We start from the raw sequence: 26745 nt of genomic DNA on the forward strand, positions 1-26745 counted from the left end.
CGGGCCTTCGGCGTTCCGGCTGGGGCACCGCGAAGGAAGAGCCCAGCGATCAACGCGCAGAAAAAGGGCGGGGTCCCGGACCGAAATCCGGGACCCCGCCCTTGAACGCTGCCGACGCCTACGGCGTACTACTCACCGTGTCGCGGCCGTCAGTTGTCGTCCTCGTCGATCAGGAACCCGCGCATGGGCGAGGGGGCCTGGCCCATCGGGCCGGGACCCTGCGGACGGACCGGAGCCATCGGCTGGGTCATGGCCGGCGTCATCTGCTGCTGGCCGCCGTAGGACGGGCCGGCGGGGCTCGGCGCACCGCCCATGGTCTGGTTGCCGCCGTAGGACGGGGCGCTCGCGCCGGCCGGGGCCATGGAGGGCGCCGGGGACGGCGGGAGGCTCGCGGCAGCCGGAGTGCGCGGCGGGGCCAGCGAGTCGTCGGCCTGGGTCTCCAGCTGACGCAGCTGCGACTCCAGGTACGACTTCAGACGCGTGCGGTACTCGCGCTCGAAGCCGCGCAGATCCTCGACCTTGCGCTCCAGCGTGGCGCGGGCGGACTCCAGGGAGCCCATCGCGACGCGGTGCTTCTCCTGCGCGTCCCGCTCCAGGGCGTCGGCCTTGGCACGGGCGTCACGCTCGAGACCCTCGGCGCGGCTGCGGGCCTCGCCGACGATCTTGTTGGCCTCGGAACGGGCCTCGGCGATCGCCTGGTCGGCGGTCTGCTGGGCCAGCGAGAGGACACGGGCGGCGCTGTCGCCACCGGGGCCCTGACCGGGGCCGCCCATCGGACCGCCCATGGGGCCACCCATCGGGCCGCCCATCTGCTGCTGCATGGGGGGCTGGCCCATGGGGCCGCCCATCTGGCCCTGACCCATCGGACCCTGGCCCATCTGGCCCTGACCCATGGGGCCCTGACCCATCGGACCCTGGCCCATCGGGCCGGGACCCTGCGGGCCGCCCTGTCCACCGGGACCGGCGGGCAGCTGCGGCGCACCGCTCGGCAGCTGGGGCGGGCCACCCATGGGGCCACCCATCTGCTGCTGCGGCGGGCCCGATATGCCGGCCGGCACGGGGGCGCCCGGCCCGCGCATGCCCTGCTGCGGCATACCGCCCTGCTGAGGCATGCCACCCTGCGGCATGCCGCCCTGCTGGTCCTGCGGACCGCCGGGACCCTCCGGGGGCTTGCGCATGTTCTGCTGGTTCTGAGCAGCGGCGCGCGTGGCCGCGGCCAGTTTGGCGCGCAGGTCCTCGTTCTCCCGGAGCAGGCGGGTCAGTTCGGCTTCGACCTCATCGAGGAAGGCATCGACCTCGTCCTCGTCATAGCCTTCTCGGAGGCGGACGGTCGTGAACTGCTTGTTCCGCACGTCCTCGGGGGTCAACGGCATCTCTTCACCTCAACGTAGTCGTCGGCATCGGCAAGACGGTAGGTCACATCGCTCACAGCCGGCTCACGATCGAGATCAGGATGTAGACGATGATCATCAGTACGAAGAAGGACAGGTCGAGCGCCACGCCCCCGAGACGCAGCGGCGGGATGAACCGCCGCAGAAGCTTGAGCGGTGGATCAGTGACAGTGTAGGTGGCCTCCAGAACGACCACCATCGCCTTGCCGGGTTGCCATGAGCGGGCGAACTGGAAGACGTAGTCCATGACCAACCGGAAGATGAGCACGATCAGGAAGCACATCAGCGCGATGTAGATGACCTGCAGGACCACGCTCATTGCTGGTGCTTCCCTCTCCCCTGTTCCGTGCTGCTGGGTACTACTTGTACTGCTGTTTCCGGTCGTGCGTCTCAGCTCTGGTTGAAGAACCCGCCCTCTGCGATGCGGGCCTTGTCCTCCGCCGTGACATCGACGTTAGCAGGCGACAACAGGAACACCTTCTGCGTCACCCGCTCGATGCTGCCGTGAAGACCAAACACCAATCCGGCCGCAAAGTCGACAAGTCGCTTCGCGTCTGTGTCGTCCATCTCAGTGAGATTCATGATCACCGGGGTGCCCTCACGGAAGTGTTCCCCGATGGTACGGGCCTCGTTGTAGGTCCGCGGGTGCAGTGTGGTGATCCGGTAAGGCTCTCGTTCCGACACGACCTTGGGCATGATCACCGGTGCGTTCTTCTCCAGGCTTGCGCGTTCTTGTGTGATGGACGCCACGGGCGCGATGCGCGCCGGACGGCCGGATTCCGCGGGTAGCGAAGCGGAGCGGGCGACCGGCTCGCGCGGCGCGGGCGGTTGTACGATTCGCACCTCTTCGTCCCTTTGGGACTGATGTGCCAAGTGCGACTGGTGGGACGGCTCGTGCCGTCGGTGGTCCCGCTCCGGCTCGGGGTCCAGTTCGGGCTCGAAGTCGTCATCGGGGTCAAATCCCCGGCCGTCGTACCCATCGTCCTCCACGAGGCCGAGGTAGACCGCCATCTTGCGCATCGCGCCGGCCATGCTCTGAGTCCTCCGCTCTGTGGTGGATCGACTGACGACCGTCAAGTGCCCGCGATCCACGAGGCCGTTGTGCCCGCCTTCCGGCGGCATTGACCATATTTTCTGCTGTGGTCCGACTTCCTGGCGACGTTACCCGAGCCGTGCGCGGACTCCGAGTACCGCCGTACCGACGCGTACATGTGTCGCCCCGGCCGCCACGGCCTGCTCGAGGTCCGCACTCATCCCTGCCGAGACCATGTTCGCAGCCGGATGGGCTCGGCGCAGGTCGGTCGACAAATCCATCAACCGCCCGAACGCCGCCTGTTCACGTCCCGCGTAGGGCCCGGTCAGCGGTGCGACGGTCATCAGACCGTCCAGCCGCAGACCCGGCGAGCGGGCGACCAGGTCGCCCAACTCTTCGATTCCCTCGGGATTGACACCCCCGCGCTCCCCGCGACCACCCCCTCCCGCCGCGGGCTCCTCCGCGTCGAGCGCGACCTGGATCAGACAGCCGAGTTCGCGCCCCTGCCGCACCGCCTCCTTCGAAAGCGCCGTGACCAGCCGGGCACGATCGACGGAGTGCACCATATCGGCGTAACCGACCACGGAACGAACCTTGTTGGTCTGCAACTGACCAACGAAGTGCCAAGTCAGCGGCAGATCCGCACATTCCGCGGCCTTCGGGGCCGCGTCCTGGTCCCGGTTCTCGGCGACATGGCGCACACCGAGCTCCGCCAGGATCCGCACGTCGCCCGCCGGATACGTCTTGGTGACCACGATCAGCGTCACCTCCTCGCGAGCGCGCCCAGCGGCGGCGCAGGCGTCGGCGATACGACGCTCCACCTTCGCCAGGTTTTCGGCGAGTTCACCCTTACGGTCCGTCATGTCCCTCAGTCCAGCCAGACATATCCCGCGAGTCGCCCCGTGGTGCGATCGCGCCGGTACGAGAAGTGATCGCCCGACTCCCGGGTGCACACCGGCGACCGCTCCAGGTCGCGCACCCCGAGCCGTTCGAGCTGCGCGTGCACCCCGGCGGTCACGTCGACCGCCGGCGTGCCCCAACTCGTCTCGGCGTACGCCGCCGGCTCGACGGCGGCCACGTCCGCGCGCATCGCCTCCGGCACCTCGTAGCAGCGCCCGCACACGGCGGGTCCGGTGCGGGCGACGATCCGGGCGGGGTCGGCGCCGAGCTCGGTCATCGCGCGTAGCGCGGCGGGGACGACCCCGGCGACCATGCCGGGCCGGCCCGCGTGCGCGGCGGCGACGATCCCGGCGACCGGGTCGGCGAGCAGAACGGGGGTGCAGTCGGCGGTGAGCACGGCGAGGGCGAGTCCGCGGCGCGCGGTGACGACCGCGTCGACCTCCGGCACCGGGCGCTCCGCCCAGGGACCGTCGACGACGGCCACCTCGTTGCCGTGCACCTGGTTCATCCACACGACCCGTGCCGGATCGACCCCGAGCGACTTGGCCGCCAGCTCCCGGTTGGTGCGTACGGCGTCGGGGTCGTCGCCGACCGCCCCGCCGAGGTTGAGCTCCTCGTACGGAACGGCGCTCACCCCGCCCCACCGGTTGGTGAAGGCGAAGTGCGCGCCGCCCACTGTGCTCGTTTCCGAGCGTTGCTCCATCACGTCAGAAGGATCACTTGAGAAAGTCCGGTACGTCCAGTTCCTCGGCCGCGCTGTCGGTGTAGGACCGGGACGGCGGGACCGGCGGGGAGACCGGGAGGTCGGCGGCCGGCTCCGGCGCCGGCTCCGGGTCCTCCTTCGGCGTGACGCTGCCGAGCGAGCCGAAGGACGGGCGGGACTCCGGCTGCCGTACCGGAGTGGGCTCCTCACGGCGGGAGGAGGCGGAGGACGAGCCGAGGACGTTGTCCCGGCGGGCCGGCGGCTGGCCGCCGTCGAAGCCGGCCGCGATCACGGTGACCCGGACCTCGTCGCCGAGGGCGTCGTCGATGACCGCGCCGAAGATGATGTTGGCCTCGGGGTGGGCCGCCTCGCTGACCAGCTGGGCGGCCTCGTTGATCTCGAACAGACCGAGGTCGGAGCCGCCGGAGATGGAGAGCAGCACACCGCGGGCGCCGTCGATGGACGCCTCCAGCAGCGGCGAGGAGATGGCCATCTCCGCCGCGGCCACCGCGCGGTCGTCGCCGCGGGCCGAGCCGATGCCCATGAGGGCGGAACCGGCCTCGGACATCACGGACTTGACGTCGGCGAAGTCGAGGTTGATGAGGCCGGGGGTGGTGATGAGGTCGGTGATGCCCTGGACACCGGAGAGCAGGACCTGGTCCGCGGACTTGAAGGCGTCGAGCACCGAGACCTGGCGGTCCGAGATGGACAGCAGCCGGTCGTTCGGGATGACGATGAGGGTGTCGACCTCTTCGCGGAGCTCGGCGATGCCGTCCTCGGCCTGGTTGGCGCGGCGCCGGCCCTCGAAGGTGAACGGGCGGGTGACCACGCCGATGGTGAGGGCGCCCAGGGAGCGGGCGATGTTGGCCACGACGGGCGCGCCGCCGGTGCCGGTGCCGCCGCCTTCACCGGCCGTCACGAAGACCATGTCGGCCCCCTTGAGGACCTCCTCGATCTCCTCGCGGTGATCCTCGGCGGCCTTGCGGCCGACGGCCGGGTTGGCTCCGGCGCCGAGTCCGCGGGTGAGTTCGCGGCCGACGTCGAGCTTGACGTCGGCGTCGCTCATCAACAGCGCCTGCGCGTCGGTGTTGATGGCGATGAACTCGACGCCCTTGAGACCGACCTCGATCATCCGGTTGATGGCATTGACACCACCGCCGCCGACACCGATGACTTTGATGACTGCGAGGTAGTTCTGCGGTGCTGCCACGTCGAAGGCCTCTCGCCTCGAGTTACGTGTCGCCGTTTCGCGGGTGAGCGCGATCCGACGACTGATGCCGAATGGGACGGTCCGTAGCGCCGACCCGAACCCTAACGTTGAAGTTTAGGGTTACCAGTGTGACTGTTCGCTGGAGTCTTCCGAACAGGACACTAAGTCGACAAGTGGCGCACGTTCAACGAACACGCCGAACCTCCCGTTTTTCTTTTCACCCTATGTGATCAGCCATAGCGCTGCCCAACCAGGGTGCTGGCCTGCGCCGATGTGCGTCAACTCCCCGATGACGCCGGGGCGGTGGGAACCGAGACGTCGAAGTGCCGCGCGTCCGGCGCCGCTTTCATCAGGGCGGTGAGCGTACGGGCCTTCAGCGCGCCCCGCTCGCCGCTTCCCCACGCGACCGTGCGGCCGTCGCCCAACTCCAGCGAGATGTCGTCGAAGGAACGCACCTTGACGCTCCGGGTCTCGTGCGCGACGGCGGCCGGAATGGACCGGGCCACCGTCACCGCCTCGCGCACCAATCGGTCCTCGCCGAAGCGGCGCAGGCTCGCGGCGGCGGAACCCGAGCGGGAGATGCTCAATTCGAGCGCGGGAGCGCCTTTCGGCGCTTCGGAAACCGTGGCGAAACGGACGCCCTTGCCGTCCACTTCGACGAACTTTCGGCCCTTTTGGACAATCAGAACCGGAGTGCGCTCAACCACTTTCAGGCCGATTCCATGGGGCCACGAACGAACCACGTCAACCGTGTCAATTCGGGGCAGTTTCCGGCGCAGTCGTGACGCGATCGCATCGGTGTCGACGGAAATCAGCGGCGCCCCGACGGGGACTTCGGCGGCCTCGCTCACCTCCGCGGGCGTCAGCACCCTGGTACCGGAGACCGTCACGCGCTCCACGCGCGTCCAGGAGGAGCCGAACAACGCCCAGAGACCGGCCGTACCGAGGAAGACCATCGCGACGGCGAGCATGATGATCGTACGAAGCCGTCGCCGCACCATCCGTCGCAACCGCCGGGCGAGGGGCGGACCGGACGACTCCTGCTGGCGTTCCCCGCGCTCCACGGTCGTCGGTCCGGCCACGGCCCCTGCCCTTCACCCACACGGAAATACAGCCCTGTCAGCCCTATCGGTGTGCACGGTGGGCGGCGATCGCCTCGTACACCATGCCGACGAGCAGGTCGTCGGCGTCCCGGCGGCCGAACTCGCTTGCCGCGCGGGACATCTCGTACAGCCGGTGCGGGTCGGCGAGCACGGGCAGGACGTTCTCCCGCACCCAGTCGGGCGTCAGTTCCGCGTCGTCGACCAGCAGTCCGCCGCCGGCCTTCACCACCGGCTGGGCGTTCAGCCGCTGTTCGCCGTTGCCGATGGGCAGCGGGACGTAGGCGGCCGGGAGTCCGACGGCGGAGAGTTCGGCGACGGTCATCGCGCCCGCGCGGCAGAGCATCATGTCGGCCGCGGCGTACGCGAGATCCATCCGGTCCAGGTAACTTACCGGGATGTAGGGGGGCATTCCTGGCATCTGCTGCACATGCGGCAGTTCGTTCTTCGGGCCGACCGCGTGCAGGATCTGGATGCCGGCCTGCTGCAGCCACGGCGCGACCTGCTGGACCACCTCGTTGAGGCGGCGGGCGCCCTGCGAGCCGCCGGAGACCAGCAGCGTGGGCAGGTTGGGGTCGAGGCCGAACATGTGCCGGGCCTCGGGACGGGCTGCCGCCCGGTCCAGGGTGGCGATGGAGTGGCGCAGCGGGATCCCGATGTAGCGGGAGTTGCGCAGCTTGCTGTCCGGGGTGGCGACGGCCACCTGGGCCGCGTACCGGGAGCCGATCTTGTTGGCCAGGCCCGGGCGGGCGTTGGCCTCGTGGATGACGATCGGCACACCGAGGCGCTTGGCGGCGAGATAGCCGGGCAGCGCCACATAGCCGCCGAAGCCGACGACCGCGTCCGCCTTGGTGCGCTCCAGGATCTGCTCGGTCGCCTTGATCGTGCCGCGCAGCCGGCCCGGGACGGTGATCAGCTCGGGCGTGGGCTTACGGGGCAGCGGTACGGCGGGGATCAGCGCGAGCTCGTAGCCCCGCTGCGGGACGAGCTTGGTCTCCAGGCCCCGCTCCGTGCCCAGGGCCGTGATCCCCACGGTCGGGTCCTGCCTGCGCAGGGCGTCCGCGAGGGCGAGCGCGGGCTCGATGTGGCCGGCGGTCCCCCCACCGGCGAGTACGACATGCACCGAAATTCACCGCTCTCCGGACGGCCGCGCCGTGGGCGCCCGCCGTCGCATCGTGTTCCATCTCCGAGGCCCCCGGTCCCGCATGGCGCCTCCCGCTCGCTTTCTACCAAAGCGGGGTTGCCGCAGGGAAAGCGCCGCCCGCGCAGCGGGCTCGTCGCGCGCGAACGCGATCAGCAGCCCGATGGCGAACATGGTCGGCAGCAGGGCGGATCCTCCGTAGGAGAACAGCGGGAGGGGGACGCCGGCGATCGGTAGCAGGCCGAGCACCGCACCGATGTTGATCACCGCCTGCGCGGTGATCCAGGTGGTCACGCCTCCCGCGGCATACCTGACGAAGGGGTCCTCCGTACGTCCGGCCACGCGGATACCCGCATAGCCTAGAGCCGCGAAGAGGGCGAGCACCGACAGCGTCCCCGCCAGGCCCAGTTCCTCACCGGTGACGGCGAAGATGAAGTCCGTGTGCGCTTCCGGGAGTTGGCCCCATTTTTCCACACTCGCACCGAGCCCGGAGCCGAAGATTCCGCCGGAGGCGAGGGCGTAGATCCCGTGCACGGCCTGCCAGCAGTCGGCGGCCCCGGACCGGGGCTCGGTGGCGCCGATGCAGGCGAGCCGGGCCATACGGTTGGGGCTGGTCTTGATCAGGATCACACCGAGGGTGGCGGCGATCGACAGCACGCCGACGAAGAGGCGGGTGGGCGCCCCGGCCAGCCACAACAGGCCGAACAGGATCGCCGTGAGGATGATCGCCGTGCCCATGTCGCCGCCGAGCATGATCAGCCCGAGCAGCAGGAAGGCGACCGGCACCAGCGGCACCAGCATGTGCTTCCACTGGTTGAGCAGGTTCTTGTCCTGTTTGCGGGCCAGCAGGTCGGCGCTCCACAGAACCAGCGCGAGCTTGCCGAACTCGCTGGGCTGGATCTGGAAGGAGCCGCCGAGCGAGATCCAGTTCTGGTTGCCGTTGACCGACATCCCTATCCCCGGCACCTGCACCAGCGCCATCAGGAAGACGGCGCCCGCGAGGATCGGGTAGGCCAGCGCCCGGTGCAGCTTGACCGGCATCCGTGAGGCGATCAGCAGCAGGACGCCGCCGATCACGGCCGCGAGCAGCTGTTTGCGGAAGAAATAGGAGCCGGGCAGGGACATCTGCAGCGCGGTGATCTGGGAGGCCGAGTAGACCATGACCAGGCCGAGCACGGTGATCAGGAAACTGCCGCCGGCGATCAGGTAGTAGGCGGTCAGCGGCCGGTCCCAGGCGCGTTTGGCGTTGGCGTAGGCGCGCCGCAGCGGGTTGTCACGGGACGGCCGGGAAGCGGCGGGACGTCTGACGGCCCGCTGCACGGGCGGCCGTCCGGTACGGCTACTGGGCATCAGCGCCTCCGCTGCGTCGGTCAGGAGCCGAGTTCGCGAACCGCCTCCGCGAACGCGTCACCGCGCCTGTTGTAGTTGGCGAACATGTCCATCGAGGCACAGGCGGGAGCCAACAGCACCGTGTCGCCTGCGACCGCGAGCCGCCGGGCCTCCCGGACGGCCGCGAGCATCGCCCCAGTGTCGGTCCGGTCGAGGTCGACGACGGGTACTTCCGGCGCGTGTCGCACGAGGGCTTCGCGGATCAGGGCGCGGTCCTGTCCGATGAGCACGACACCGCGAAGTCGCTTTGCCGACTTGGCGACCAGCTCGTCGAAGGTCGCACCCTTGGCGAGTCCGCCCGCAATCCATACGATCGACTCATATGCCGCCAATGAGGCTTCCGCTGCATGGGTGTTGGTGGCCTTGGAGTCGTCGATGTAGGCGACACCGTCGACATCGGCCACGTGCGCGATGCGGTGCGCGTCCGGTGTGAAGTTCCGAAGCCCGTCCCGTACGGCCTTGGGGGGCACCCCGAAGGCACGCGCGAGGGCCGCCGCGGCAAGGGCGTTGGCGATGTTGTGCGGGGCCGGCGGTTGGACGTCGGAGACCTCGGCGAGCTCCTGGGCGTTCTTCTGCCGGTTCTCCACGAAGGCGCGGTCGACCAAGATGCCGTCCACGACGCCGAGTTGGGAGGGTGCGGGGGTGCCGAGGGTGAATCCGATGGCCCGGCAGCCCTCCTCGACGTCGGCCTCGCGGACCAGGTCCTCGGTGGCCTTGTCGGCGACGTTGTAGACGCAGGCGACCCGATTGCCTTCGTAGATACGGCCCTTGTCCCGGGCGTAGGCCTCCATGGAGCCGTGCCAGTCGAGATGGTCGGGGGCGAGGTTGAGCACTGCCGCCGAGTGCGCCCGCAGGGAGGGTGCCCAGTGGAGCTGATAGCTCGACAACTCCACCGCCAGGACGTCGTACTGCTCCTCGCCGAGCACGACGTCCAGCAGCGAGACGCCGATGTTGCCGACGGCCGCCGTGCGCAGACCCGCCGCCTTCAGGATCGACGCCAGCATCTGGACGGTGGTGGTCTTGCCGTTGGTGCCGGTCACGGCGAGCCAGGGGGCCGCGTCGGGTCCGCGCAGCCGCCAGGCGAGCTCGACGTCGCCCCAGATGTCGACGCCCGCCTCGCGGGCCGCGGTGAACAGCGGCTTGTCCGGCTTCCAGCCGGGCGCGGTGACGACGAGTTCCGTGCCGTCGGGCAGGGTGGCGCCGTCTCCCAGCCGCACGGTGACCCCCAGGGCCTCCAGCTCGGCGGCCTGTTCACGCGCGCGTGCGTCGTCGCCGTCGTTGACGACCGTGACGACCGCCCCGCGCGCATGCAGCACCTTGGCCGCCGGGATGCCGGAGACGCCGAGCCCGGCGACGGTGACGTGCTTGCCCTCCAGGGAGAGCCCCTGCCGGTCGGTCACTTGTCCGCTGCCCATCCCGCGTAGAAGAGGCCCAGTCCGACGATCACGCAGATGCCCTGGATGATCCAGAAGCGGACCACCACCAGGACCTCGGACCAGCCCTTGAGTTCGAAGTGGTGCTGGAGTGGCGCCATCCGGAAGACGCGCCGGCCGGTGAGCCGGAACGAGCCGACCTGGATGACCACCGACATGGTGATGAGGACGAACAGACCGCCCATGAGGGCCACCAGCAGCTCCGTGCGGGAGAGGATGGCCAGACCGGTCAGCACGCCGCCGAGGGCGAGCGAGCCGGTGTCGCCCATGAAGATCTTGGCGGGCGAGGTGTTCCACCACAGGAAGCCGAGGCAGGCGCCCATCAGCGCGGAGGCGATGACCGCGAGGTCGAGCGGGTCGCGCACCTCGTAGCAGGCGCCCGGGTTGGTCAGGGTCTGCGCGTTGGCGCAGGACTCCTGGAACTGCCAGACGCCGATGAACGTGTAGGCGCCGAAGACCAGGACGGAGGCGCCGGTGGCGAGGCCGTCCAGACCGTCCGTCAGGTTCACGCCGTTCGACATCGCGAGGATCATGAACAGCGCCCAGACCACGAACAGCACCGGGCCGATCGACCAGCCGAAGTCGGTGATGAACGACAGCTTCGTGGAGGCCGGGGAGTTGCCGCGGGCGTCCTGGAACTGCAGGGCGAGCACGGCGAAGGAGATGCCGACGATCAGCTGTCCGGCCATCTTCGCCTTGGCCCGCAGGCCCAGCGAACGGCGCTTGACGATCTTGATGTAGTCGTCGAGGAAGCCGACCAGGCCCATGCCGACCATCAGGCCGAGCACCAGCAGGCCCGAGTAGGTGGGCGCGTAGCCGGTGATCACCTTGGAGAGGAAGTAGGCGGCGACCGTGGCCAGGATGAAGGCGATGCCGCCCATCGTCGGCGTACCGCGCTTGCTGGCGTGCTCACGGGGGCCGTCGTCCCGGATGTACTGCCCGTAGCCCTTGCGGGCCAGGAGCTTGATCAGCAGCGGGGTGCCGACCAGGGTCAGGAACAGACCGATGACTCCCGAGAACAGGATCTGCTTCATCATCGGGCAGCGACCTCACCCTCGGCACCGGTCGCGAGCAGCGCCTGGGCGACGCTCTCGAGGCCGACCGAACGGGACGCCTTCACAAGCACGACGTCCCCCGGGCGCAACTCGCTGCGCAACAGGTCGACCGCCGCCTGTGCGTCGGACACGTGCACCGACTCCTCACCCCACGAACCCTCGTTATATGCGCCCAGTTGCAGCCAGGACGCTTCCCTGCCCCCGACCGCGACGAGCTTGCTGACGTTGAGCCGGACGGCGAGCCGTCCGACCGCGTCGTGCTCGGCGAGCGCCTCGTCCCCGAGCTCGGCCATCTTGCCGAGCACCGCCCAGGTCCGCCGCCCCCGGCCCATCGCCGCGAGCGCGCGCAGGGCGGCTCGCATGGACTCGGGGTTCGCGTTGTAGGCGTCGTTGACGATGGTCACGCCGTCCGGTCGCTCGGTGACCTCCATGCGCCAGCGGGAGAGGGAGTCCGCCTCGGAGAGCGCGGTGGCGATCTCTTCCGCGGACATGCCCAGCTCATGGGCGACGGCGGCCGCGGCGAGCGCGTTCGACACGTGGTGCTCACCGTACAGGCGCATGGTCACATCGCTTGCACCGGAGGGTGTGTGGAGCCGGAAGGCGGGCTGTCCGGTGTCCGTGAGTCGCACGTTCTCGGCGCGTACGTCCGCTTCGTCGGCCTCGCCGAAGAGGACCACCTTCGCCTTCGTACGGGACGCCATGGCCCGTACGAGCGGGTCGTCCGCGTTGAGGATCGCGGCGCCGCCGTCCTGTGCCGACGGAAGGGCCTCCACGAGTTCGCCCTTGGCCTGCGCGATCTGCTCGCGGCCGCCGAACTCGCCGATGTGCGCGGAGCCGACGTTGAGCACCAGCCCGATCCTGGGCGGGGTCAGCTCGGTGAGGTAGCGGATGTGGCCGATGCCGCGGGCGCCCATCTCCAGCACGAGGAACCTGGTGTCCTCGGTGGCGGACAGGGCCGTGAGCGGCAGCCCGATCTCGTTGTTGAGCGAGCCGGGCGTGAACACCGTCGGCGCCTTGCGCCGCAGCACCTGGGCGATGAGGTCCTTGGTGCTGGTCTTGCCCGCGGAGCCGGTGAGCGCCACGAGGGTCGCGCCGAGGCGGCGTACGACATGACGGGCGAGGGCGCCGAGGGCGGCCTGGACGTCGTCCACGACGATCGCGGGCACGCCGACGGGCCGCGAGCCCAGGACGGCCACCGCGCCCGCCGCCACGACCTGCCGGGCGAAGTCGTGGCCGTCGACGTGCTCGCCGACGAAGGCGACGAAGAGCCCGCCCGGCTGCACCTCCCGCGAGTCCCGGACGACCGGAGCGGTGACCTGGACGGACGGATCCGGTATGTCATGCGTCTGCCCGCCGACGACTGAGGCGATCTCGGCGAGAGAGAGGGCGATCACAAGTTCATCCCTGGGTCTGCTGGATGGCTTCTCGAAGCACCTGGCGGTCGTCGAAGGGACGGACCACCCCGGCGATGTCCTGGCCCTGCTCGTGGCCCTTGCCCGCGACGAGCACGGTGTCTCCGGGCCGTGCCCGGGCGACGGCCGCTGCGATCGCGGCCGCCCGGTCCTCGAAGACCTGGACCTCACCGCGTTCGTGTGCTGGTACGGACGCCGCGCCCTCGAGCATGGTTGCAAGGATGGCGAGGGGGTCCTCGGAGCGGGGGTTGTCGGAGGTCAGTACGGCGGTGTCGGCGAGGCGGGCCGCGGCGGCGCCCATCGGGCCGCGCTTGGTCCTGTCCCGGTCGCCTCCGCAGCCGAGCACGACGTGCAGTCTGCCCTCGGTGACCTTGCGCAGGGCGCGCAGCACCGACTCGACGGCGTCGGTCTTGTGGGCGTAGTCCACGACCGCGAGGTAGGGCTGTCCGGCGTCCACGCGCTCCAGCCGCCCGGGCACGCCCGGCACCGCGGCGACGCCGTCGGCGGCGGCCTGCGGGTCCAGGCCCGCGGCGGCGAGGGCGACGATCGCGGCGAGGGTGTTGGCCACGTTGAAGGGGCCCGGCAGGGGCGCCCTGGCTTCGATGCGCTCGCCCTCGGGGCCGATCACGGTGAACGTGGAGTCGAGCTGGCCGATCACGACGTCCTCGGCCCGCCAGTCGGCGTCCGGGTGGCCCTCGGCGGAGTACGTCACGACCGGGACGGTCGCCTCCACCGCGAGCCGGCGGCCGTACTCGTCGTCGACGTTGACCACGCCGAGTCTGCTGCGCCGCGGTGTGAACAGCTGCGCCTTCGCCTGGAAGTAGTCCTCCATGCCGGAGTGGAACTCCATGTGCTCCGGGCTGAGGTTGGTGAAGACGCCGATGTCGAAGACGCAGCCGTCGACCCGGCCGAGAACCAGGGCGTGGCTGGAGACCTCCATGGCGACCGCCTCGACCCCGCGCTCGCGCATCACCGCGAACAGGGCCTGCAGATCGGTGGCTTCGGGGGTGGTGCGCTCGGACTTGATGCGTTCGTCGCCGATGCGCATCTCGACCGTGCCGATCAGGCCGGTGTTGTTCTTGGTCTTCAGACCGCCCTCGACGAGGTAGGCGGTGGTGGTCTTGCCGGAGGTGCCGGTGATGCCGATCTGCAGCAGGTCGCGGCCCGGGTGGCCGTAGATGGTGGCCGCCAGTTCGCCCATCCGCCCGCGCGGGTCGTCGACGACCAGGACCGGAAGGCCGGTGGCCGCGGCGCGCTCGGCGCCGGTCGGGTCCGTCAGCACCGCGACCGCGCCGAGGCCGGCGGCCTGGTTGGCGAAGTCCGCGCCGTGCAGACGGGCGCCCGGGAGGGCGGCGTACAGGTCGCCGGGGCGGACCGCGCGTGAGTCATGCGTGATGCCCGTGACCTCCGCGGCGCTCTCGGGCCTTGCGGCACCCAGCTGATCGGCGAGCTCCGCGAGGGGTGTGGCGGAGACCTGAACCGGTCGTGGCGGCCCCGGATATGTCACGGAAACGCCCTTCTGGGTGGTTTGGGACTGATCAGCGTGTGGCACGGCGGTGAGCGTACCGGGCGCACCCGCCCGGGAGCGAAGCGAGGGGCGGGGGGCGTCCGGCTTGCCGGAGTCGGGAGTGATCATGGTCACGGAGCGTTCCTGGCTGGTTGCGCTGATCAGGGTGTGAAGGTGACGGGCAGGGCCGCGGGCTTCGCGCCGGTGGGCGGGACCTGGAGGGTCTTCAGTGCGAACTCCATCACCTCCTTGAAGATGGGTCCGCAGATCTGGCCGCCGAAGTAACTGCCCTTCGTCGCGTTCTGGATGGCGCAGTAGACGGTCACGCGCGGGTTGTCCGCGGGGGCGAAACCGGCGAACGAGGACGTGTATCCGCGGTACTTGCCGGTGGCCGGATCCACGCGGTTGGCCGTACCCGTCTTGCCCGCGACCCGGTAGCCGGGGATCCGCGCCTTGGTGCCGGTGCCCTCCTGGTCGTCCACGACCGACTCCAGCATCTGGGCGAGCGTCTTCGCCGTCTTCGCGCTGACCACCCTGGTCTTCTGGGGCTTGGCGGTCGGCGTGAAGCGTCCGTCGGCCCCCTTGGCGCCGCGGACGAGGGTGGGCTCGACACGGACGCCGCCGTTGGCGATCGTCGAGTAGACGGACGCCGCCTGCATGGCGTTGAGGGACACGCCCTGGCCGAAAGGAATCGTGTACTGCTGCGAGGTCGACCACTTGTCGGGCGGCGCGAGGATGCCCTTGGTCTCGCCCGGGAAGTCGAGTCCGCTGTAGCTGCCGATGCCGAACTTGCGCAGGTAGGAGTAGAGGACCTTGTTGGCCTGCGTCTGCGTCTTGCCGAGCTGGCCGGTCGCCAGGATGGTGCCGATGTTGCTGGACTTGGCGAGCACGCCGTTGAGGGTGAGGTCCCAGGTGGCGTGGTCGATGTCGTCCTTGAAGAGCCGGTCGCCGCGGTGCAGCCGGTTGGGCACCACGACATGCGTCAGCGGGGTGGCCACGTTCTCCTGCAGTACGGCGGCCATCGACATGATCTTGGCGGTGGAGCCGGGCTCGTAGGCGTCCTCGACGGCCCAGTTGTGCAGGGCGTTCGGGTCCGCCTTGGACAGGTCGTTGGGGTCGAAGCCGGGCGAGTTGGCCATGGCGAGGATCTCGCCGGTCCGGGTGTCCTGCACTATCACGTACCCGCGGTCCGCCCCGGACTTCTTGACCTGCTCGCTGATCGCGTTCTGGGCGGCCCACTGGATGTCCCGGTCGATGGTGAGCTCGACGTCGCTGCCGGGCACCGCGGGCGTCTCGGCGGAGCCCGCGGTGGGGATGAGCCGGCCGCCGGACTGGGCGTAGCGGATCTTGCCGTTCTTGCCGGCCAGTTCCTTGTTCAGCTCCTGCTCGACGCCTCCGCCGCCCTGGCCGGTGTCGTTGACCCAGCCCAGTATCCCGGCGGCGAGGTCGCCGTTGGGGTAGACGCGCTTGCTGCTGGGGTCGGCGAAGACGCCGGCCAGGACGTTGGCGGTGCGCGGGTCGGTCGCCGCCTTCTGGGTGAGCGCGTTCCTCAGGTCCTTGATCTGCGTCCAGACCTGCGGCGTCTGACGGCGCGCGAGCAGGACGTAGCGCAGCTTCTTGTTGGCCGGCCGCAGCTTCTTGACGAGGGTGGCCTGGTCCTGGCCGAGGATCGGCGCGAGCAGCGCGGCCGCCTGCTCCGGGCCGTCGTCGATCTTCAGCTGGGCACGGGTGAACATCGTCGGGTCGGCCGTGAGGTCGTAGGCGTCCACGCTGGTCGCCAGGGTCACCCCGTTGCGGTCGGTGATCCCGCCGCGCTCGGCGGCCAGGGTGTGCACGACGTACCGGTTCTGCTCGGCCTTGGCGGCGTACGTGCTCGCGTCGACGGCCTGGACCTGCAGCAGCCGTACGACGAACGCGATCAGCACCAGGGTGAGCGCCAGCGCGACCATGCGCAGCCGGGGGCGGGGGCTGCCGAGCTTGAGGAGGTTCGGGGCCACGGGCCGGCCCGTCGCCGGGCGGCGGGCCGCCGGACGGGCGCCGGGGCCGGGCCGTCGCTGACCGGCGGCGGGGCGGGCCGGGCCGGGCACCCGGCGGCGCGGCGGTTCCCTGTCGGACACTTCCGTCACCTGCCGAGGGTCGTCGTCGGGGCGGGGATGGTGACCGCCGGGGTCTCGTCGGCCGAAGGGGTCCCGTTGGTCGTGGGGGACGCGGCCGCGCTGGTGTCGGGTGCCGGTGAGGAGCCGATGGTCTCCGGCGGGAGCAGGACGAGCGGCAGCTGCGCGGAGGACTGCTCGGCGGCGGCCGAGGGGACGCCCCTCACGGTGCCGTTCGGGTTCAGGAAGGCGGGGTCACCGCCGGGGACCATGCCCAGCTCGCGGGCGCGGCGCTGGAGGGCCTCGGGGGCGGAGTAGGCGTCGATGTCCCGCTGGAGCGCCTGTTCCTCGTCGGTGAGGTTCTTGGTGTTCTTCTGCAGGTCGTCGAGCTTGAACGAGCCCTCGCTGAGCGCGGAGTTCAGCACCAGGAGCCCGATCAGGCCGCCGCCGAGGAGGAGCACGACGAGCAGGACGAAGGGGGTACGGGCCGCCTGTCCGCGGCTCGGCGCCCCGGGGAAGAGCCGGGCGAGACGGGCGGCCCGCCCCCTCAGTTCGGGTTTCCTACTCACACCGCCCCCAGCCAACCTGGTGAGTCCGGATCTCCAACCCGCTCACGCCCCTCACTCGATGTCCTCCCTGACGCGCTCGGCCCCGCGCAGTCGCGCCGGTGCCGCCCGCCGGTTCTCGGCGACCTCTTCCTCGGTGGGAAGTTCGGCACCACGCGTGAGCAGCTTGAGCCGGGGCTGGTACCGCTCGGGGACGACGGGCAGCCCGGGAGGCGCGGTGGTGGCGGCACCCGCCGCGAAGACCTGCTTGACCAGGCGGTCCTCGAGCGAGTGGTACGACAGCACCGCGATGCGTCCGCCGACGTCGAGCGCCTTCACCGCGGCCGGGATCGCCCGCTCCAGCACGGACAGCTCACCGTTGACCTCGATGCGTAGCGCCTGGAAGGTGCGCTTGGCCGGGTTGCCGCCAGTACGCTTGGCGGCCTGCGGCAGCGCGTCCCGGATCAGTTCCACCAGACGGGCGCTGTTGTCGAAGGGCTCCTTGTCGCGCTCGCGCACGATGGCGGCGACAATCCGCTTGGCCTGCTTCTCCTCGCCGTACGCACGCAGGACGCGGACGAGTTCGCCGGCCGGGTAGGTGTTGAGGACCTCGGCGGCGCTGATGCCGGTCGTCTGGTCCATGCGCATGTCGAGCGGGGCGTCCTGGGCGTAGGCGAAGCCGCGGTCGGCCTCGTCGAGCTGCATGGAGGAGACGCCGAGGTCGAACAGCACGCCCTGCACGCGCGCGATGCCGAGTCGTTCCAGTACGTCGGGCAGCTCGTCGTAGACGGCGTGCACCAGGGTGGCGCGCTCGCCGAACGGGGCGAGCCGCTCGCCGGACAGGCGCAGCGCCTCCTTGTCGCGGTCGAGGGCGACCAGCCGGGCCTCGGGGAAGCGCTCGAGCAGGGCCTCGCTGTGCCCGCCGAGCCCGAGGGTGCAGTCGACGACGACCGCCTGGGGCCGCTGAAGGGCGGGGGCCAACAGGTCCAGGCACCGCTGGAGCATCACCGGGACATGTCGACTGTTGCTCAAGGGGCCCTCTCAGGTCCGGCGCGGGCCGTACGCACCGCCGGGTCCCCGCGCACGTGGAGAGGCCGTCCGCGTGGGGGCCTCCGGGAAGTTCGTCCAGCAGGGAGGGCCTCGCCTCCCGCTTCGCGTCACTTTAGTCCACGGTGTCTCGCGGTCAATCAACCGGCCTGCGCGTGGCGGCCCGGCATGCGTGCCAAGCGGCAAACCAGGGAAAACCACCCTGACGGCCCAGCCATCGCCACCTGTGTGGGCTACCTCACAAGAGGGACGTGATGACGCTCTTTCCCGCTCTCACACCGAGACCGGAACCTCCGTGACCAGTACCGTTGTGACCATGACGACTTCTGCATCCGTAACCACCGAGTCCGAAGGCGCCATAAGCGGCGGCACGGTCACCGACCGCCTCGTCGAGGCGAACGAGCGGTACGCCGCCGAGTTCGCCGACCCCGGGATGGACGCCCGTCCCGTGCTGCACGTCGCCGTGGTGGCCTGCATGGACGCCCGCATCGACCTGCACAAGGCGCTCGGCCTGCAGCTCGGCGACTGTCACACCATCCGCAACGCGGGCGGCGTGGTCACCGACGACGTGATCCGCTCGCTGACCATCAGCCAGCGCAAGCTCGGCACCCGCAGCATCGTTCTCATCCACCACACCGGCTGCGGTCTGGAGGCGATCACCGAGGACTTCCGCACCGAGCTGGAGATGGAGGTCGGCCAGCGCCCGGCGTGGGCGGTGGAGGCCTTCCGCGACGTGGACCAGGACGTGCGCCAGTCCATGCAGCGGGTGCGCACCTCGCCGTTCCTGCTGCACACCGACGACGTGCGCGGCTTCGTCTTCGACGTGCGGACGGGTCTGCTCCGCGAGATCGACCCGGCGTAACCGGTCACGGAGACGTCACCCGGCCCTCTCGTTTTACTTCGAACACGCGCATGCTGGAGCTGAAGCACCGCAAAACCCGACATATCGCGGCCACTTGTCCACAGTCGAGTGACACGAAACGGTAACGGCAGCAAGAATGCGGGTGTGGCGTCACGCGGAACTTTTCACGCGTGGTGTCCGTGTTCCAGGGGTGGGCCGGTCCGCATCGCAGAGCGACGGCCCGGAGAAAGAACGGGCCGAGGAGGGCCGGGTGACGACCTATGACGATCGAGCGAGCCTTACAGATCTGACTGCCACTGTGGAGCGGGTCCGCAGTTCGGTGGAAGGAGTGATCGAGGGCAAGCCCGAGGTCGTACGGCTTTCGCTGACCGTACTTCTCGCCGAGGGACATCTTCTGATCGAGGACGTCCCCGGCGTGGGCAAGACCATGCTCGCCAAGGCGCTGGCGCGGTCCATCGACTGTTCCGTGCGGCGTATCCAGTTCACGCCCGACCTGCTGCCCTCGGACATCACGGGTGTGTCCATCTGGGACCAGCAGCGCCGGGACTTCGAGTTCAAGCCGGGCGCGATCTTCGCGCAGATCGTGATCGGCGACGAGATCAACCGCGCCTCGCCCAAGACCCAGTCGGCGTTGCTGGAGTCGATGGAGGAGCGCCAGGTCACCATCGACGGGCAGACCTATGAGCTGCCGAGCCCCTTCATGGTGGTGGCCACGCAGAACCCGGTGGAGATGGAGGGCACCTACCCGCTGCCCGAGGCGCAGCGCGACCGTTTCATGGCCCGGGTCTCGGTGGGTTACCCCAGCGTGGAGGCCGAGCTGCAGATGCTCGACGTGCACGGTGGCGTCTCCCCGCTGGAGGACCTGCAGCCGGTGGCGCACGCGCACGACATCGTGAAGCTGATCGAGGCAGTGCGCGGAGTCCATGTCGCCGAAACGGTCCGGCGGTACGCGGTGGACCTGGTCGCCGCCACCCGCACCCACCCCGACCTCAGACTCGGGGCCTCCCCGCGCGCGACGCTGCACCTGCTGCGCGCCGCGAAGGCGTCCGCGGCCCTCAGCGGCCGGGAGTACGCCCTGCCGGACGACGTGCAGGCGCTCGCCGTCGCCGTCCTCGCCCACCGTCTGCTGCCCACCGCGCAGGCCCAGCTCAACCGCCGCACCGCCGAGCAGGTCGTCCAGGAGATCCTGCAGCGCACGCCGGTGCCCGCGGCGCCCCAGCAGCCCAGTGGCTTCGGCGGCCTCGGCCACGGCGCGCAGGCGTACGGCCAGCAACCGCCGCGGAGGCTGTGATGACCTTCGGAGGGACCGGGCACACGGAGGCCGACCGGGGCGAGAAGGGCGGCGTCCGTACCGCCCTGGCGGGCCTGACCACCCGCGGCCGGTCCTTCCTCGCGGCGGGCATCGCCGCTGCCATCTGCGCCTATGTGCTCGGCCAGAGCGATCTGCTGCGGGTCGGCCTGCTGCTCGCCGCGCTGCCCCTCGTCTGCGCCGCGTTCCTGTACCGCACGCGCTACCGGGTGGCCGGCAGCCGCCGGCTCTCCCCCGCGCGCGTGCCCGCGAGCAGCGAGGCCCGTGTCCATCTGCGGATGGACAACGTCTCCCGGCTGCCCACGGGCCTGCTGATGCTCCAGGACCGGGTGCCCTATGTCCTCGGGCCCCGGCCCCGCTTCGTGCTGGACCGGGTCGAGCCGGGCGGACGCCGTGAGGTCTCCTACCGCGTCCGCTCCGACCTGCGCGGCCGGTATCCGCTGGGCCCGCTCCAGCTGCGCCTGACCGACCCGTTCGGCATGTGCGAGCTGACCCGCTCCTTCTCCTCGTACGACACCCTGACGGTGATCCCGCGCGTGGAGCCGCTGCCGCCGATTCGCCTGAGCGGCGAGGCCAAGGGCTACGGCGACGGGCGGCAACGCTCGCTTGCCCTGGCCGGGGAGGACGACGTCATCCCGCGGGGCTACCGCTACGGCGACGACCTGCGCCGCGTCCACTGGCGCTCCACCGCCCGCTACGGCGAGCTGATGGTGCGCCGCGAGGAGCAGCCCCAGCGCGCCCGGTGCACGGTACTGCTGGACACCAGGGGCATCGCCTTCGCGGGCGCGGGCCCCGACTCGGCCTTCGAGTGGGCGGTCTCGGGCGCCGCGTCCGTTCTGGTGCACATGCTCGAACGGGGCTTCTCCGTGCGGCTGCTGACGGACACCGGCAACTCGGTGCCCGGCGAGGGCGCCGAGGGGTTCGCGGGCGCGAGCCAGGAGACGGCCGACTCGGCGGGGCTGATGATGGACACCCTCGCGGTGGTCGACCACTCCGACGGCGCGGGCCTGTCCCGCGCGTACGACGTGCTGCGCGGCGGGAACGAGGGGCTGCTGGTGGCCTTCTTCGGCGACCTCGACCAGGAGCAGACGGCGATCGCCGCCAAGATGCGCCAGCGCAGCGGGGGTGCGCTCGCCTTCCTGCTCGACAGCGAGGCGTGGGTGCGGGAACCGAGCGATGTGCCGGGGCCGTTGGACAGGCGTGAGGAGCGGCTGCGGATGCTGCGGGAGGCGGGCTGGACCGCTCTGAGCGTGCCGCGGGGCGTCTCGCTGGGCGAGCTGTGGCGGCAGGCGGACCGTGAGCGCACGGGCCTGGCCGCGGCGGGCGGGCCGAGCGGTGAGGGGGCGGGTGCATGAGCGGGCGGACACGGCTGGCGCTGTGCGCCTGGGCGGCCACCCTGCTGGCCTCCTTCTCCCTGCAGCCACTGGTCTCGCCGGCCACCTGGATGCTGCAGGCGGCCGTCATGCTGGGCGTCCAGTCGGGCGTGGGCGCGGCGACCCGCCGGGTACCGCTGGCCCGGCCGCTGACGGTGGCGGCCCAGGCCCTGGTCACGCTGCTGATGCTGACCCTGGTCTTCGCGCGGCACCAGGCCTTCCTCGGGATCGTGCCCGGCCCCGAGGCGTTCCGGCACTTCTCCGACCTGCTGCGGCAGGGGGGCGACGACATCGCGCGGTACGCGATACCGGCGCCGCTGGAGTCGGACGGCATCCGGCTGATGCTGCTGGGCGGGGTCATGATCGTCGGGCTCGCGGTGGACACCCTCGCGGTGACCTTCCGCAGCGCGGCCCCGGCCGGACTGCCGCTGCTGGCGCTGTACTCGGTGGCCGCGGGGCTGTACGAGGGGCATGCGGAATGGGCGCGGTTCCTGGTCGCGGCGGGCGGCTATCTGATGCTGCTGCTGGCCGAGGGCCGGGACCGGCTCTCCCAGTGGGGGCGCGTGTTCGGCGGAGCGCCACGGACTCCGGGCGGGGAACTGGGCGCGGTCGCGCCGGTCCGCACCGGGCGCCGCATCGGCGTGCTCGCTCTGGGCATCGCGCTGGTGGTGCCGGTCGCGCTGCCCTCGATGAGCGGCGGGCTGCTGGACGGCGCGGGGACCGGCGTGGGCGTGGGCAACGGCGGCGGGGGCACGATCTCCGCGGTCAATCCGCTGGTCTCGCTGCGCGACAGTCTGAACGTGGACGAGGACCGCCAGGTCTTGTCCCTGCGGACCAGCAGCAACGACCTCTCGGACATGTATCTGCGGATCGTGTCCCTGGACGACTTCGACGGCAGCACCTGGAAGCCCTCCAAGCGGCACATCACCTCCGTGCCGGGCAAGTTCCCGACCCCGACCGGCCTCGCGCCGGACGTCAGGCGCACGGAGATCGAGACCCGGATCTCGGCCGCCGACTGGTACGCGCAGGACTGGCTGCCGATGCCCTACCCGCCCAGCGGCGTGGACATCGACGGCAACTGGCGCTACGAACCGGTGGGCATGACCCTGGTCGGCGACCACGGGGAATCCACGCGCGGCAAGACGTACCTGGTCAAGAGCCTGGACGTGCAGCCGACGGCGGAGCAGCTCGCGAACGCCCCGGAGGCGCCCGCGGCGATCAGGCGTGATTACACCAAGGTGCCGAACTCGGTGCCCTCGGTGGTGGCGAAGACCGCCCGGCAGGTCACCGCCGGCACGACCAACCACTACGAGCAGGCCGTCAAGCTCCAGGACTGGTTCACCGTCGACGGCGGGTTCCAGTACAGCACGCAGGTGCAGGTCGGCACCGGTCCCGACGCGATCGCCAAGTTCCTGAAGGACAAGGAGGGCTTCTGCGTCCACTTCTCCTTCGCGATGGCGACGATGGCCCGCATCCTCGGCATACCCGCGCGGGTCGCGGTGGGCTTCGCCCCCGGTTCCCCGCAGTCGGACCAGTCGGTGTCGGTCGGTCTGAAGGACGCCCACGCCTGGCCCGAGCTGTACTTCGAGGGCGTGGGCTGGACCCGCTTCGAGCCGACCCCGAGCCGGGGCGTCACTCCCCCGTACACGCAGTCGGACACGCCGGGCAACAGCCTGCCCGACGTCGTGCAGCCCTCGCAGTCGGCGGGATCGTCCGCGTCGGCGGCGCCGTCGTCGAACGCCAGCTGCTCGGTGCAGGAGAAGAAGCTCCAGGACTGCGGCGTCGCCGCTCCGCTGGACACCGCCAAGCCGGGCATCGAGGGGCACCCCTGGTACTGGTACGCCGGCTGGGGGGTCCTCGCCCTCCTCGTGATCGGCGTACCGCTGCTGCCCATGCTCTGGCGGCTGCGACGGCGCTCGGCACGGCTGGCCTCGGCCCAGCACGCGTCCTCCGGCGGCGGGGACCCGGCCGGAGTGGCGGCGATGGAGGTCGAGGCGGACGCCCGTCACGCCGCGCAGGTGGCGACCGGGCATGTGCTGGCCGTCTGGCGTGAGCTGACGGACACGGCCTGGGACTACGGCATCGTGCCGGACGACGCGCTGACCCCGAGGAAGGCGGCCGCGCGGATCGTGCGGCTCGGGGTGCTGGATCCGGCGACGGCCGAGCGGGTCCACCGGGTGGCGGGAGCCGTGGAACAGGTGCTGTACGCGCCCCGGCCGCGGGCGGTACCGGGTCTGGCGGACGATGTCCGCGCGCTGCGGTCGGCCCTGCGCTCCCGGGCGAACCGGACCACCCGGGTCCGTGCGGTGATCGCACCGCGTTCGGCCGTCCGCGCCCTGTGGGACCTGTCGGACCGCTGGACGGCCGTCAAGGCCCGTATGGCCGACCGCTGGGCCACGCTGATCCGCCGACCGTCGGGCCAACCGGGCCGGCAGAGCGGCTGACCTCCCGCCCGCCGCGCACACCATGATCGGCCCCGGCTCGGAACGTCCGAGCCGGGGCCGACTGCTGTTCCCCGACCCTCCGGAAACGCCGCACTGCCGATTCAGCCGCTCAGCCGCACTGCCGGTTCAGCCGCTTCAACCACTCACCGGAGCCGGCCGGTCGCTCAGCCGCTCGGTGGAGCCGGCGCCCGGGTTGAGCCCGGCCTGCGGGCATGGCTGAGGGGTGACCACCGGTGGTGGTCACCCCTCGGAGTCGTCGGGAGCGCTACTGGCCCTGCTCGTCGCGGCGGCGCTGCCAGCGCTGTTCGATCCGGTCCATCATCGAGCGCTTCTGCCGGGCCTGACGGCGCGCCTGCGGGGCGCCGGCGGGCTGTTCGCCCGGCTTGGGCGCCTTGCGCCAGCCGGTCACGGCGAGGACCGCGCAGCCCAGCATGACGAGGAAGCCCACCACGCTCAGCCAGACCTGCTTGGCGACCATTCCAGCCATGAGGAGCGCGATACCCACGAGGAAGCCCGCGACCGCCTGGTAGACCCGCCGCCGGGTGTACGTACGCAGCCCGCTTCCCTCGAGCGCCGACGCGAACTTGGGATCTTCGGCGTACAGCGCTCGCTCCATCTGCTCGAGCATGCGCTGCTCGTGCTCCGAGAGCGGCACGGAGTCCTCCTCATCGTGCAGTCGCCGGGGCGACCCGGGGGTCCCTTCAGGATAGGCAGGGAATCGCCCCCGTGAAACCCGCCCCTCTGCGCCAATTGGCCAACCGGATTCCGCCATCGACGTCCCGGCTCGCTGAATCTTCCATTCCCCAGCGGCCGACCCGTCATGCCGGGTGATCTCCTTCGATCATACGGCGCCAAGCCCCCGTTCGGGGGGCCTGTGGCGTACTCCATGCGCACTCGCGCCGCTGATCAGCGGCGCGGCACAGGGGTCACTCAGGCCTCGGTGGCCTCCGGGGTCTCCCCGAGCACATGGAGCTGGGTGGCCACGGAGTGGAAGGCGGGGAGCTCGGCGGCCGCCTCCTCCAGCTTCAGCAGCGCCTCCATCGCGCCGGGCTCGGTGTCCACGAGCACGCCCGGGACCAGGTCGGCGAAGACCCGCACGCCGTGCACGGCACCGACCCGCAGGCCCGCGCCCTCGACGAGCGCGGTGAGCTGCTCGGCGGTGAAGCGGCGCGGCACGGGGTCCCCGGCGCCCCAGCGGCCGTTCGGGTCGTCGAGCGCCTGGCGGGCCTCCTTGAAGTGCCCGGCGAGCGCTCGGGCCAGCACGGCGCCGCCGAGACCGGCGGCGAGCAGGCTGAGGACGCCCTCGGTGCGCAGGGCGGCCACGGCGTTGCGCAGGCCCTCCGCCGGGTCGTCGACGTACTCCAGGACGCCGTGGCACAGCACGACGTCGTACCCGCCGCGCTCGACCACGTCGAAGAGGCCGTGGGCGTCGCCCTGGACGCCCCGGACGCGGTCGGCGACGCCCGCCTCGGCGGTACGGCGTTCGAGTGCGAACAGGGCGTTGGGGCTGGGGTCGACGACGGTGACGTGGTGGCCGAGGCGGGCGAGGGGCACCGCGAAGTTGCCGCTGCCGCCTCCGGTGTCGAGGACGTCCAGCGCCTGCCGTCCCGTGGCCTTGACGCGGCGGTCGAGGGCGTCCTGGAGGACCTCCCAGACCACGGCGGTACGGAGGGAGGCGCGGGGTCGCAGCGGGTCCGACACGGCAGTTGACTCCTCGGCGCGGCACCGCCTGTTGCACGGCGGAGCGAACGGGCTGCCTCCCGGCCCGGCGTACGGAGGGAAGGCTTCAGGCGCCCTCCACCCTATTGCCTCGAACGTCCCGCCAGGCCACCTCGGCACCCCGCCCCGCACAACGTCTCGCCCGCTGGACTCCCGGCCGTCCCCCCAGCCCTCGAGCGTCCACGCCGGCCGCCGTCCCGCTGCCCGGACCCGGAACGGCTGCGCAGTCCGCTCGCCCCACACCCCCGCTCGCAGTCCGCTCCCCCACACCCGCGCTCATCCCGCGTCCGGGAAGTCGCGGTCGTTCTCCGGGGCCGTTTCCGGGTGGTCGGGGTCCTGGCGGGGCTGGGGCAGGACCGGCTGGAGCACGAGCATGCGCTCGACGAGGCGCAGGAACATCGCCACGTCGCGTATCAGGTCGTCGGCGTCCCGGCGGCTCGCCGCGCCCTGGATACCGGCCTCGGCCCGGGCGCGGCGCCGGGCCCCGGAGGCGAACAGCGCGCTCCACTCGGTGAGTTCGGGCGCGATCTCGGGGAGCACTTCCCAAGCGCTCCGGATGCGTGCCCGGCGTCGCGCGGTGCTCTCCGGGCGGCCCCGCGCCGCGAGCACCGCCGCGGCCGTGCGCAGGGCGGCGAGGTGGGCGGTGGCGTAGCGCTCGTTCGGAGTCTCCAGCACGGCCGCCTCGTCGAGCCCGGCACGGGCCTGGGCGAGCAGGTCGAGGGCGGCCGGCGGGGCGGCGGCGCGGCGCAGCACCGGATGGACGTCGCTCGCCGGACCGGTCAGTGAGGGGGCAGGGCCGGTGGCGCGGCGCCGACGGGCGGCTGCTGCGTGATAGCTGGCCATGACGAACCTCCTGTCATCTGGGTAACGGCACGGATGCCGTATGTGCCCATCGTGCGGTATGCCACTGACAATCCGTTCTGACCAGCCCTTTTGCTTCGATCGAAGGTTCGGAGTAGTTTTTGCACTGACCAGTCAGTTCAGAACCACTACAAGACCAGGGGATGGGGGGAACGTGCCCGGTACCGGTGTCACGGCCCGCGGCCTCGGACTCAGGGGCCCTCGCGGCCGGGTCTTCG

23 protein-coding genes are annotated in these 26745 nt (G+C 71.0%); 4 read left to right on the forward strand and 19 right to left on the reverse strand.

The window, feature by feature from the left end; all coding sequences use genetic code 11:
* Window positions 1-149 precede the first annotated feature (149 nt).
* The 16 genes from ABZZ74_RS03950 to rsmH all read right to left on the reverse strand — a co-directional run bounded on the left by ABZZ74_RS03950 (window position 150) and on the right by rsmH (window position 17944).
* Entirely contained in the window at window positions 150-1373 is a 1224-nt protein-coding gene (locus tag ABZZ74_RS03950; protein WP_356761655.1) for a DivIVA domain-containing protein, read from the reverse strand.
* 52 nt (window positions 1374-1425) lie between these two features.
* Window positions 1426-1710, reverse strand: coding sequence for a YggT family protein (locus ABZZ74_RS03955; protein ID WP_058925847.1), 285 nt, complete (start codon window positions 1708-1710; stop codon window positions 1426-1428).
* Between the two features lie 71 nt (window positions 1711-1781).
* A complete protein-coding gene (gene sepF, locus ABZZ74_RS03960) occupies window positions 1782-2423 on the reverse strand; it encodes a cell division protein SepF (protein WP_133042841.1) in 642 nt (213 codons plus the stop codon).
* Between the two features lie 129 nt (window positions 2424-2552).
* Window positions 2553-3287: a YggS family pyridoxal phosphate-dependent enzyme gene (locus ABZZ74_RS03965; RefSeq protein WP_356761658.1), complete on the reverse strand. Its 735-nt coding sequence runs from the start codon at window positions 3285-3287 to the stop codon at window positions 2553-2555.
* 5 nt (window positions 3288-3292) lie between these two features.
* Window positions 3293-4027, reverse strand: a complete 735-nt coding sequence (gene pgeF / locus ABZZ74_RS03970; RefSeq protein WP_356761719.1) for a peptidoglycan editing factor PgeF — start codon at window positions 4025-4027, stop codon at window positions 3293-3295.
* 13 nt (window positions 4028-4040) lie between these two features.
* Window positions 4041-5237, reverse strand: a complete 1197-nt coding sequence (gene ftsZ / locus ABZZ74_RS03975; protein WP_133042843.1) for a cell division protein FtsZ — start codon at window positions 5235-5237, stop codon at window positions 4041-4043.
* A gap of 278 nt (window positions 5238-5515) precedes the next feature.
* Window positions 5516-6319 (reverse strand): FtsQ-type POTRA domain-containing protein, encoded by an 804-nt coding sequence (locus ABZZ74_RS03980; protein WP_356761660.1) that lies wholly within the window; start codon window positions 6317-6319, stop codon window positions 5516-5518.
* A 43-nt stretch (window positions 6320-6362) separates the two neighbouring features.
* Window positions 6363-7460, reverse strand: coding sequence for an undecaprenyldiphospho-muramoylpentapeptide beta-N-acetylglucosaminyltransferase (gene murG, locus ABZZ74_RS03985; RefSeq protein ID WP_356761662.1), 1098 nt, complete (start codon window positions 7458-7460; stop codon window positions 6363-6365).
* Between the two features lie 6 nt (window positions 7461-7466).
* Window positions 7467-8828, reverse strand: a complete 1362-nt coding sequence (ftsW, locus tag ABZZ74_RS03990) for a putative lipid II flippase FtsW (RefSeq protein WP_356761664.1) — start codon at window positions 8826-8828, stop codon at window positions 7467-7469.
* A 20-nt stretch (window positions 8829-8848) separates the two neighbouring features.
* Window positions 8849-10282 (reverse strand): UDP-N-acetylmuramoyl-L-alanine--D-glutamate ligase, encoded by a 1434-nt coding sequence (gene murD, locus ABZZ74_RS03995; protein ID WP_356761666.1) that lies wholly within the window; start codon window positions 10280-10282, stop codon window positions 8849-8851.
* Window positions 10264-11334 carry a phospho-N-acetylmuramoyl-pentapeptide-transferase gene (mraY, locus tag ABZZ74_RS04000; RefSeq protein WP_133043089.1) on the reverse strand — a complete coding sequence of 357 codons (1071 nt, stop codon included), beginning with the start codon at window positions 11332-11334 and terminating at the stop codon, window positions 10264-10266. The genes murD and mraY overlap by 19 nt, the downstream gene beginning before the upstream one ends.
* Window positions 11334-12749, reverse strand: coding sequence for a UDP-N-acetylmuramoyl-tripeptide--D-alanyl-D-alanine ligase (murF, locus tag ABZZ74_RS04005; RefSeq protein ID WP_356761668.1), 1416 nt, complete (start codon window positions 12747-12749; stop codon window positions 11334-11336). Before murF ends, mraY begins: the two co-directional genes overlap by 1 nt.
* A 4-nt stretch (window positions 12750-12753) precedes the next feature.
* On the reverse strand, window positions 12754-14274 hold the full coding sequence (locus ABZZ74_RS04010) for a UDP-N-acetylmuramoyl-L-alanyl-D-glutamate--2,6-diaminopimelate ligase (RefSeq protein ID WP_356761670.1): 1521 nt from the start codon (window positions 14272-14274) through the stop codon (window positions 12754-12756).
* Between the two features lie 161 nt (window positions 14275-14435).
* The gene (locus ABZZ74_RS04015; protein ID WP_356761672.1) at window positions 14436-16391 is read right to left on the reverse strand and encodes a penicillin-binding protein 2; all 1956 of its coding nucleotides are present in this window, start codon (window positions 16389-16391) and stop codon (window positions 14436-14438) included.
* 5 nt (window positions 16392-16396) lie between these two features.
* Window positions 16397-16936 (reverse strand): septum formation initiator family protein, encoded by a 540-nt coding sequence (locus ABZZ74_RS04020; protein ID WP_356761675.1) that lies wholly within the window; start codon window positions 16934-16936, stop codon window positions 16397-16399.
* 51 nt (window positions 16937-16987) lie between these two features.
* On the reverse strand, window positions 16988-17944 hold the full coding sequence (rsmH, locus tag ABZZ74_RS04025) for a 16S rRNA (cytosine(1402)-N(4))-methyltransferase RsmH (protein ID WP_356761677.1): 957 nt from the start codon (window positions 17942-17944) through the stop codon (window positions 16988-16990).
* A 331-nt stretch (window positions 17945-18275) separates the two neighbouring features.
* Here rsmH and ABZZ74_RS04030 point away from each other — a divergent pair, with 331 nt between their 5' ends.
* The 4 genes from ABZZ74_RS04030 (at window position 18276) to ABZZ74_RS04045 (ending at window position 23947) form a co-directional block, all read left to right on the forward strand.
* Entirely contained in the window at window positions 18276-18821 is a 546-nt protein-coding gene (locus ABZZ74_RS04030; protein WP_356761679.1) for a carbonic anhydrase, read from the forward strand.
* Between the two features lie 250 nt (window positions 18822-19071).
* On the forward strand, window positions 19072-20112 hold the full coding sequence (locus ABZZ74_RS04035) for a MoxR family ATPase (RefSeq protein WP_356761681.1): 1041 nt from the start codon (window positions 19072-19074) through the stop codon (window positions 20110-20112).
* A complete protein-coding gene (locus ABZZ74_RS04040) occupies window positions 20112-21485 on the forward strand; it encodes a DUF58 domain-containing protein (protein WP_356761683.1) in 1374 nt (457 codons plus the stop codon). Before ABZZ74_RS04035 ends, ABZZ74_RS04040 begins: the two co-directional genes overlap by 1 nt.
* Window positions 21482-23947 (forward strand): DUF3488 and transglutaminase-like domain-containing protein, encoded by a 2466-nt coding sequence (locus ABZZ74_RS04045; RefSeq protein ID WP_356761685.1) that lies wholly within the window; start codon window positions 21482-21484, stop codon window positions 23945-23947. The genes ABZZ74_RS04040 and ABZZ74_RS04045 overlap by 4 nt, the downstream gene beginning before the upstream one ends.
* A 265-nt stretch (window positions 23948-24212) precedes the next feature.
* On the opposite strand, the gene ABZZ74_RS04050 is transcribed toward ABZZ74_RS04045, so the two are convergent.
* From ABZZ74_RS04050 to ABZZ74_RS04060, 3 genes are all read right to left on the reverse strand, one after another.
* Window positions 24213-24602, reverse strand: coding sequence for a DUF3040 domain-containing protein (locus ABZZ74_RS04050; RefSeq protein ID WP_133042857.1), 390 nt, complete (start codon window positions 24600-24602; stop codon window positions 24213-24215).
* 275 nt (window positions 24603-24877) lie between these two features.
* The gene (locus tag ABZZ74_RS04055; RefSeq protein WP_356761688.1) at window positions 24878-25648 is read right to left on the reverse strand and encodes a methyltransferase; all 771 of its coding nucleotides are present in this window, start codon (window positions 25646-25648) and stop codon (window positions 24878-24880) included.
* A 294-nt stretch (window positions 25649-25942) separates the two neighbouring features.
* On the reverse strand, window positions 25943-26509 hold the full coding sequence (locus tag ABZZ74_RS04060) for an SAV_6107 family HEPN domain-containing protein (protein WP_356761690.1): 567 nt from the start codon (window positions 26507-26509) through the stop codon (window positions 25943-25945).
* Window positions 26510-26745 lie beyond the last annotated feature (236 nt).

This window comes from Streptomyces sp. NPDC006476, from assembly GCF_040612015.1.
GTDB lineage: Bacteria > Actinomycetota > Actinomycetes > Streptomycetales > Streptomycetaceae > Streptomyces > Streptomyces griseorubiginosus_B.

Excerpts from the sequence above, each read along its gene's own strand:
- ABZZ74_RS03950 (WP_356761655.1), bottom strand. The coding sequence starts at position 1,373 with ATGCCGTTGACCCCCGAGGACGTGCGGAACAAGCAGTTCACGACCGTC.
- ABZZ74_RS03955 (WP_058925847.1), bottom strand. The coding sequence starts at position 1,710 with ATGAGCGTGGTCCTGCAGGTCATCTACATCGCGCTGATGTGCTTCCTG.
- sepF (WP_133042841.1), bottom strand. The coding sequence starts at position 2,423 with ATGGCCGGCGCGATGCGCAAGATGGCGGTCTACCTCGGCCTCGTGGAG.
- ABZZ74_RS03965 (WP_356761658.1), bottom strand. The coding sequence starts at position 3,287 with ATGACGGACCGTAAGGGTGAACTCGCCGAAAACCTGGCGAAGGTGGAG.
- pgeF (WP_356761719.1), bottom strand. The coding sequence starts at position 4,027 with ATGGAGCAACGCTCGGAAACGAGCACAGTGGGCGGCGCGCACTTCGCC.
- ftsW (WP_356761664.1), bottom strand. The coding sequence starts at position 8,828 with ATGCCCAGTAGCCGTACCGGACGGCCGCCCGTGCAGCGGGCCGTCAGA.
- murD (WP_356761666.1), bottom strand. The coding sequence starts at position 10,282 with ATGGGCAGCGGACAAGTGACCGACCGGCAGGGGCTCTCCCTGGAGGGC.
- mraY (WP_133043089.1), bottom strand. The coding sequence starts at position 11,334 with ATGAAGCAGATCCTGTTCTCGGGAGTCATCGGTCTGTTCCTGACCCTG.
- ABZZ74_RS04030 (WP_356761679.1), top strand. The coding sequence starts at position 18,276 with ATGACGACTTCTGCATCCGTAACCACCGAGTCCGAAGGCGCCATAAGC.
- ABZZ74_RS04040 (WP_356761683.1), top strand. The coding sequence starts at position 20,112 with ATGACCTTCGGAGGGACCGGGCACACGGAGGCCGACCGGGGCGAGAAG.
- ABZZ74_RS04045 (WP_356761685.1), top strand. The coding sequence starts at position 21,482 with ATGAGCGGGCGGACACGGCTGGCGCTGTGCGCCTGGGCGGCCACCCTG.
- ABZZ74_RS04060 (WP_356761690.1), bottom strand. The coding sequence starts at position 26,509 with ATGGCCAGCTATCACGCAGCAGCCGCCCGTCGGCGCCGCGCCACCGGC.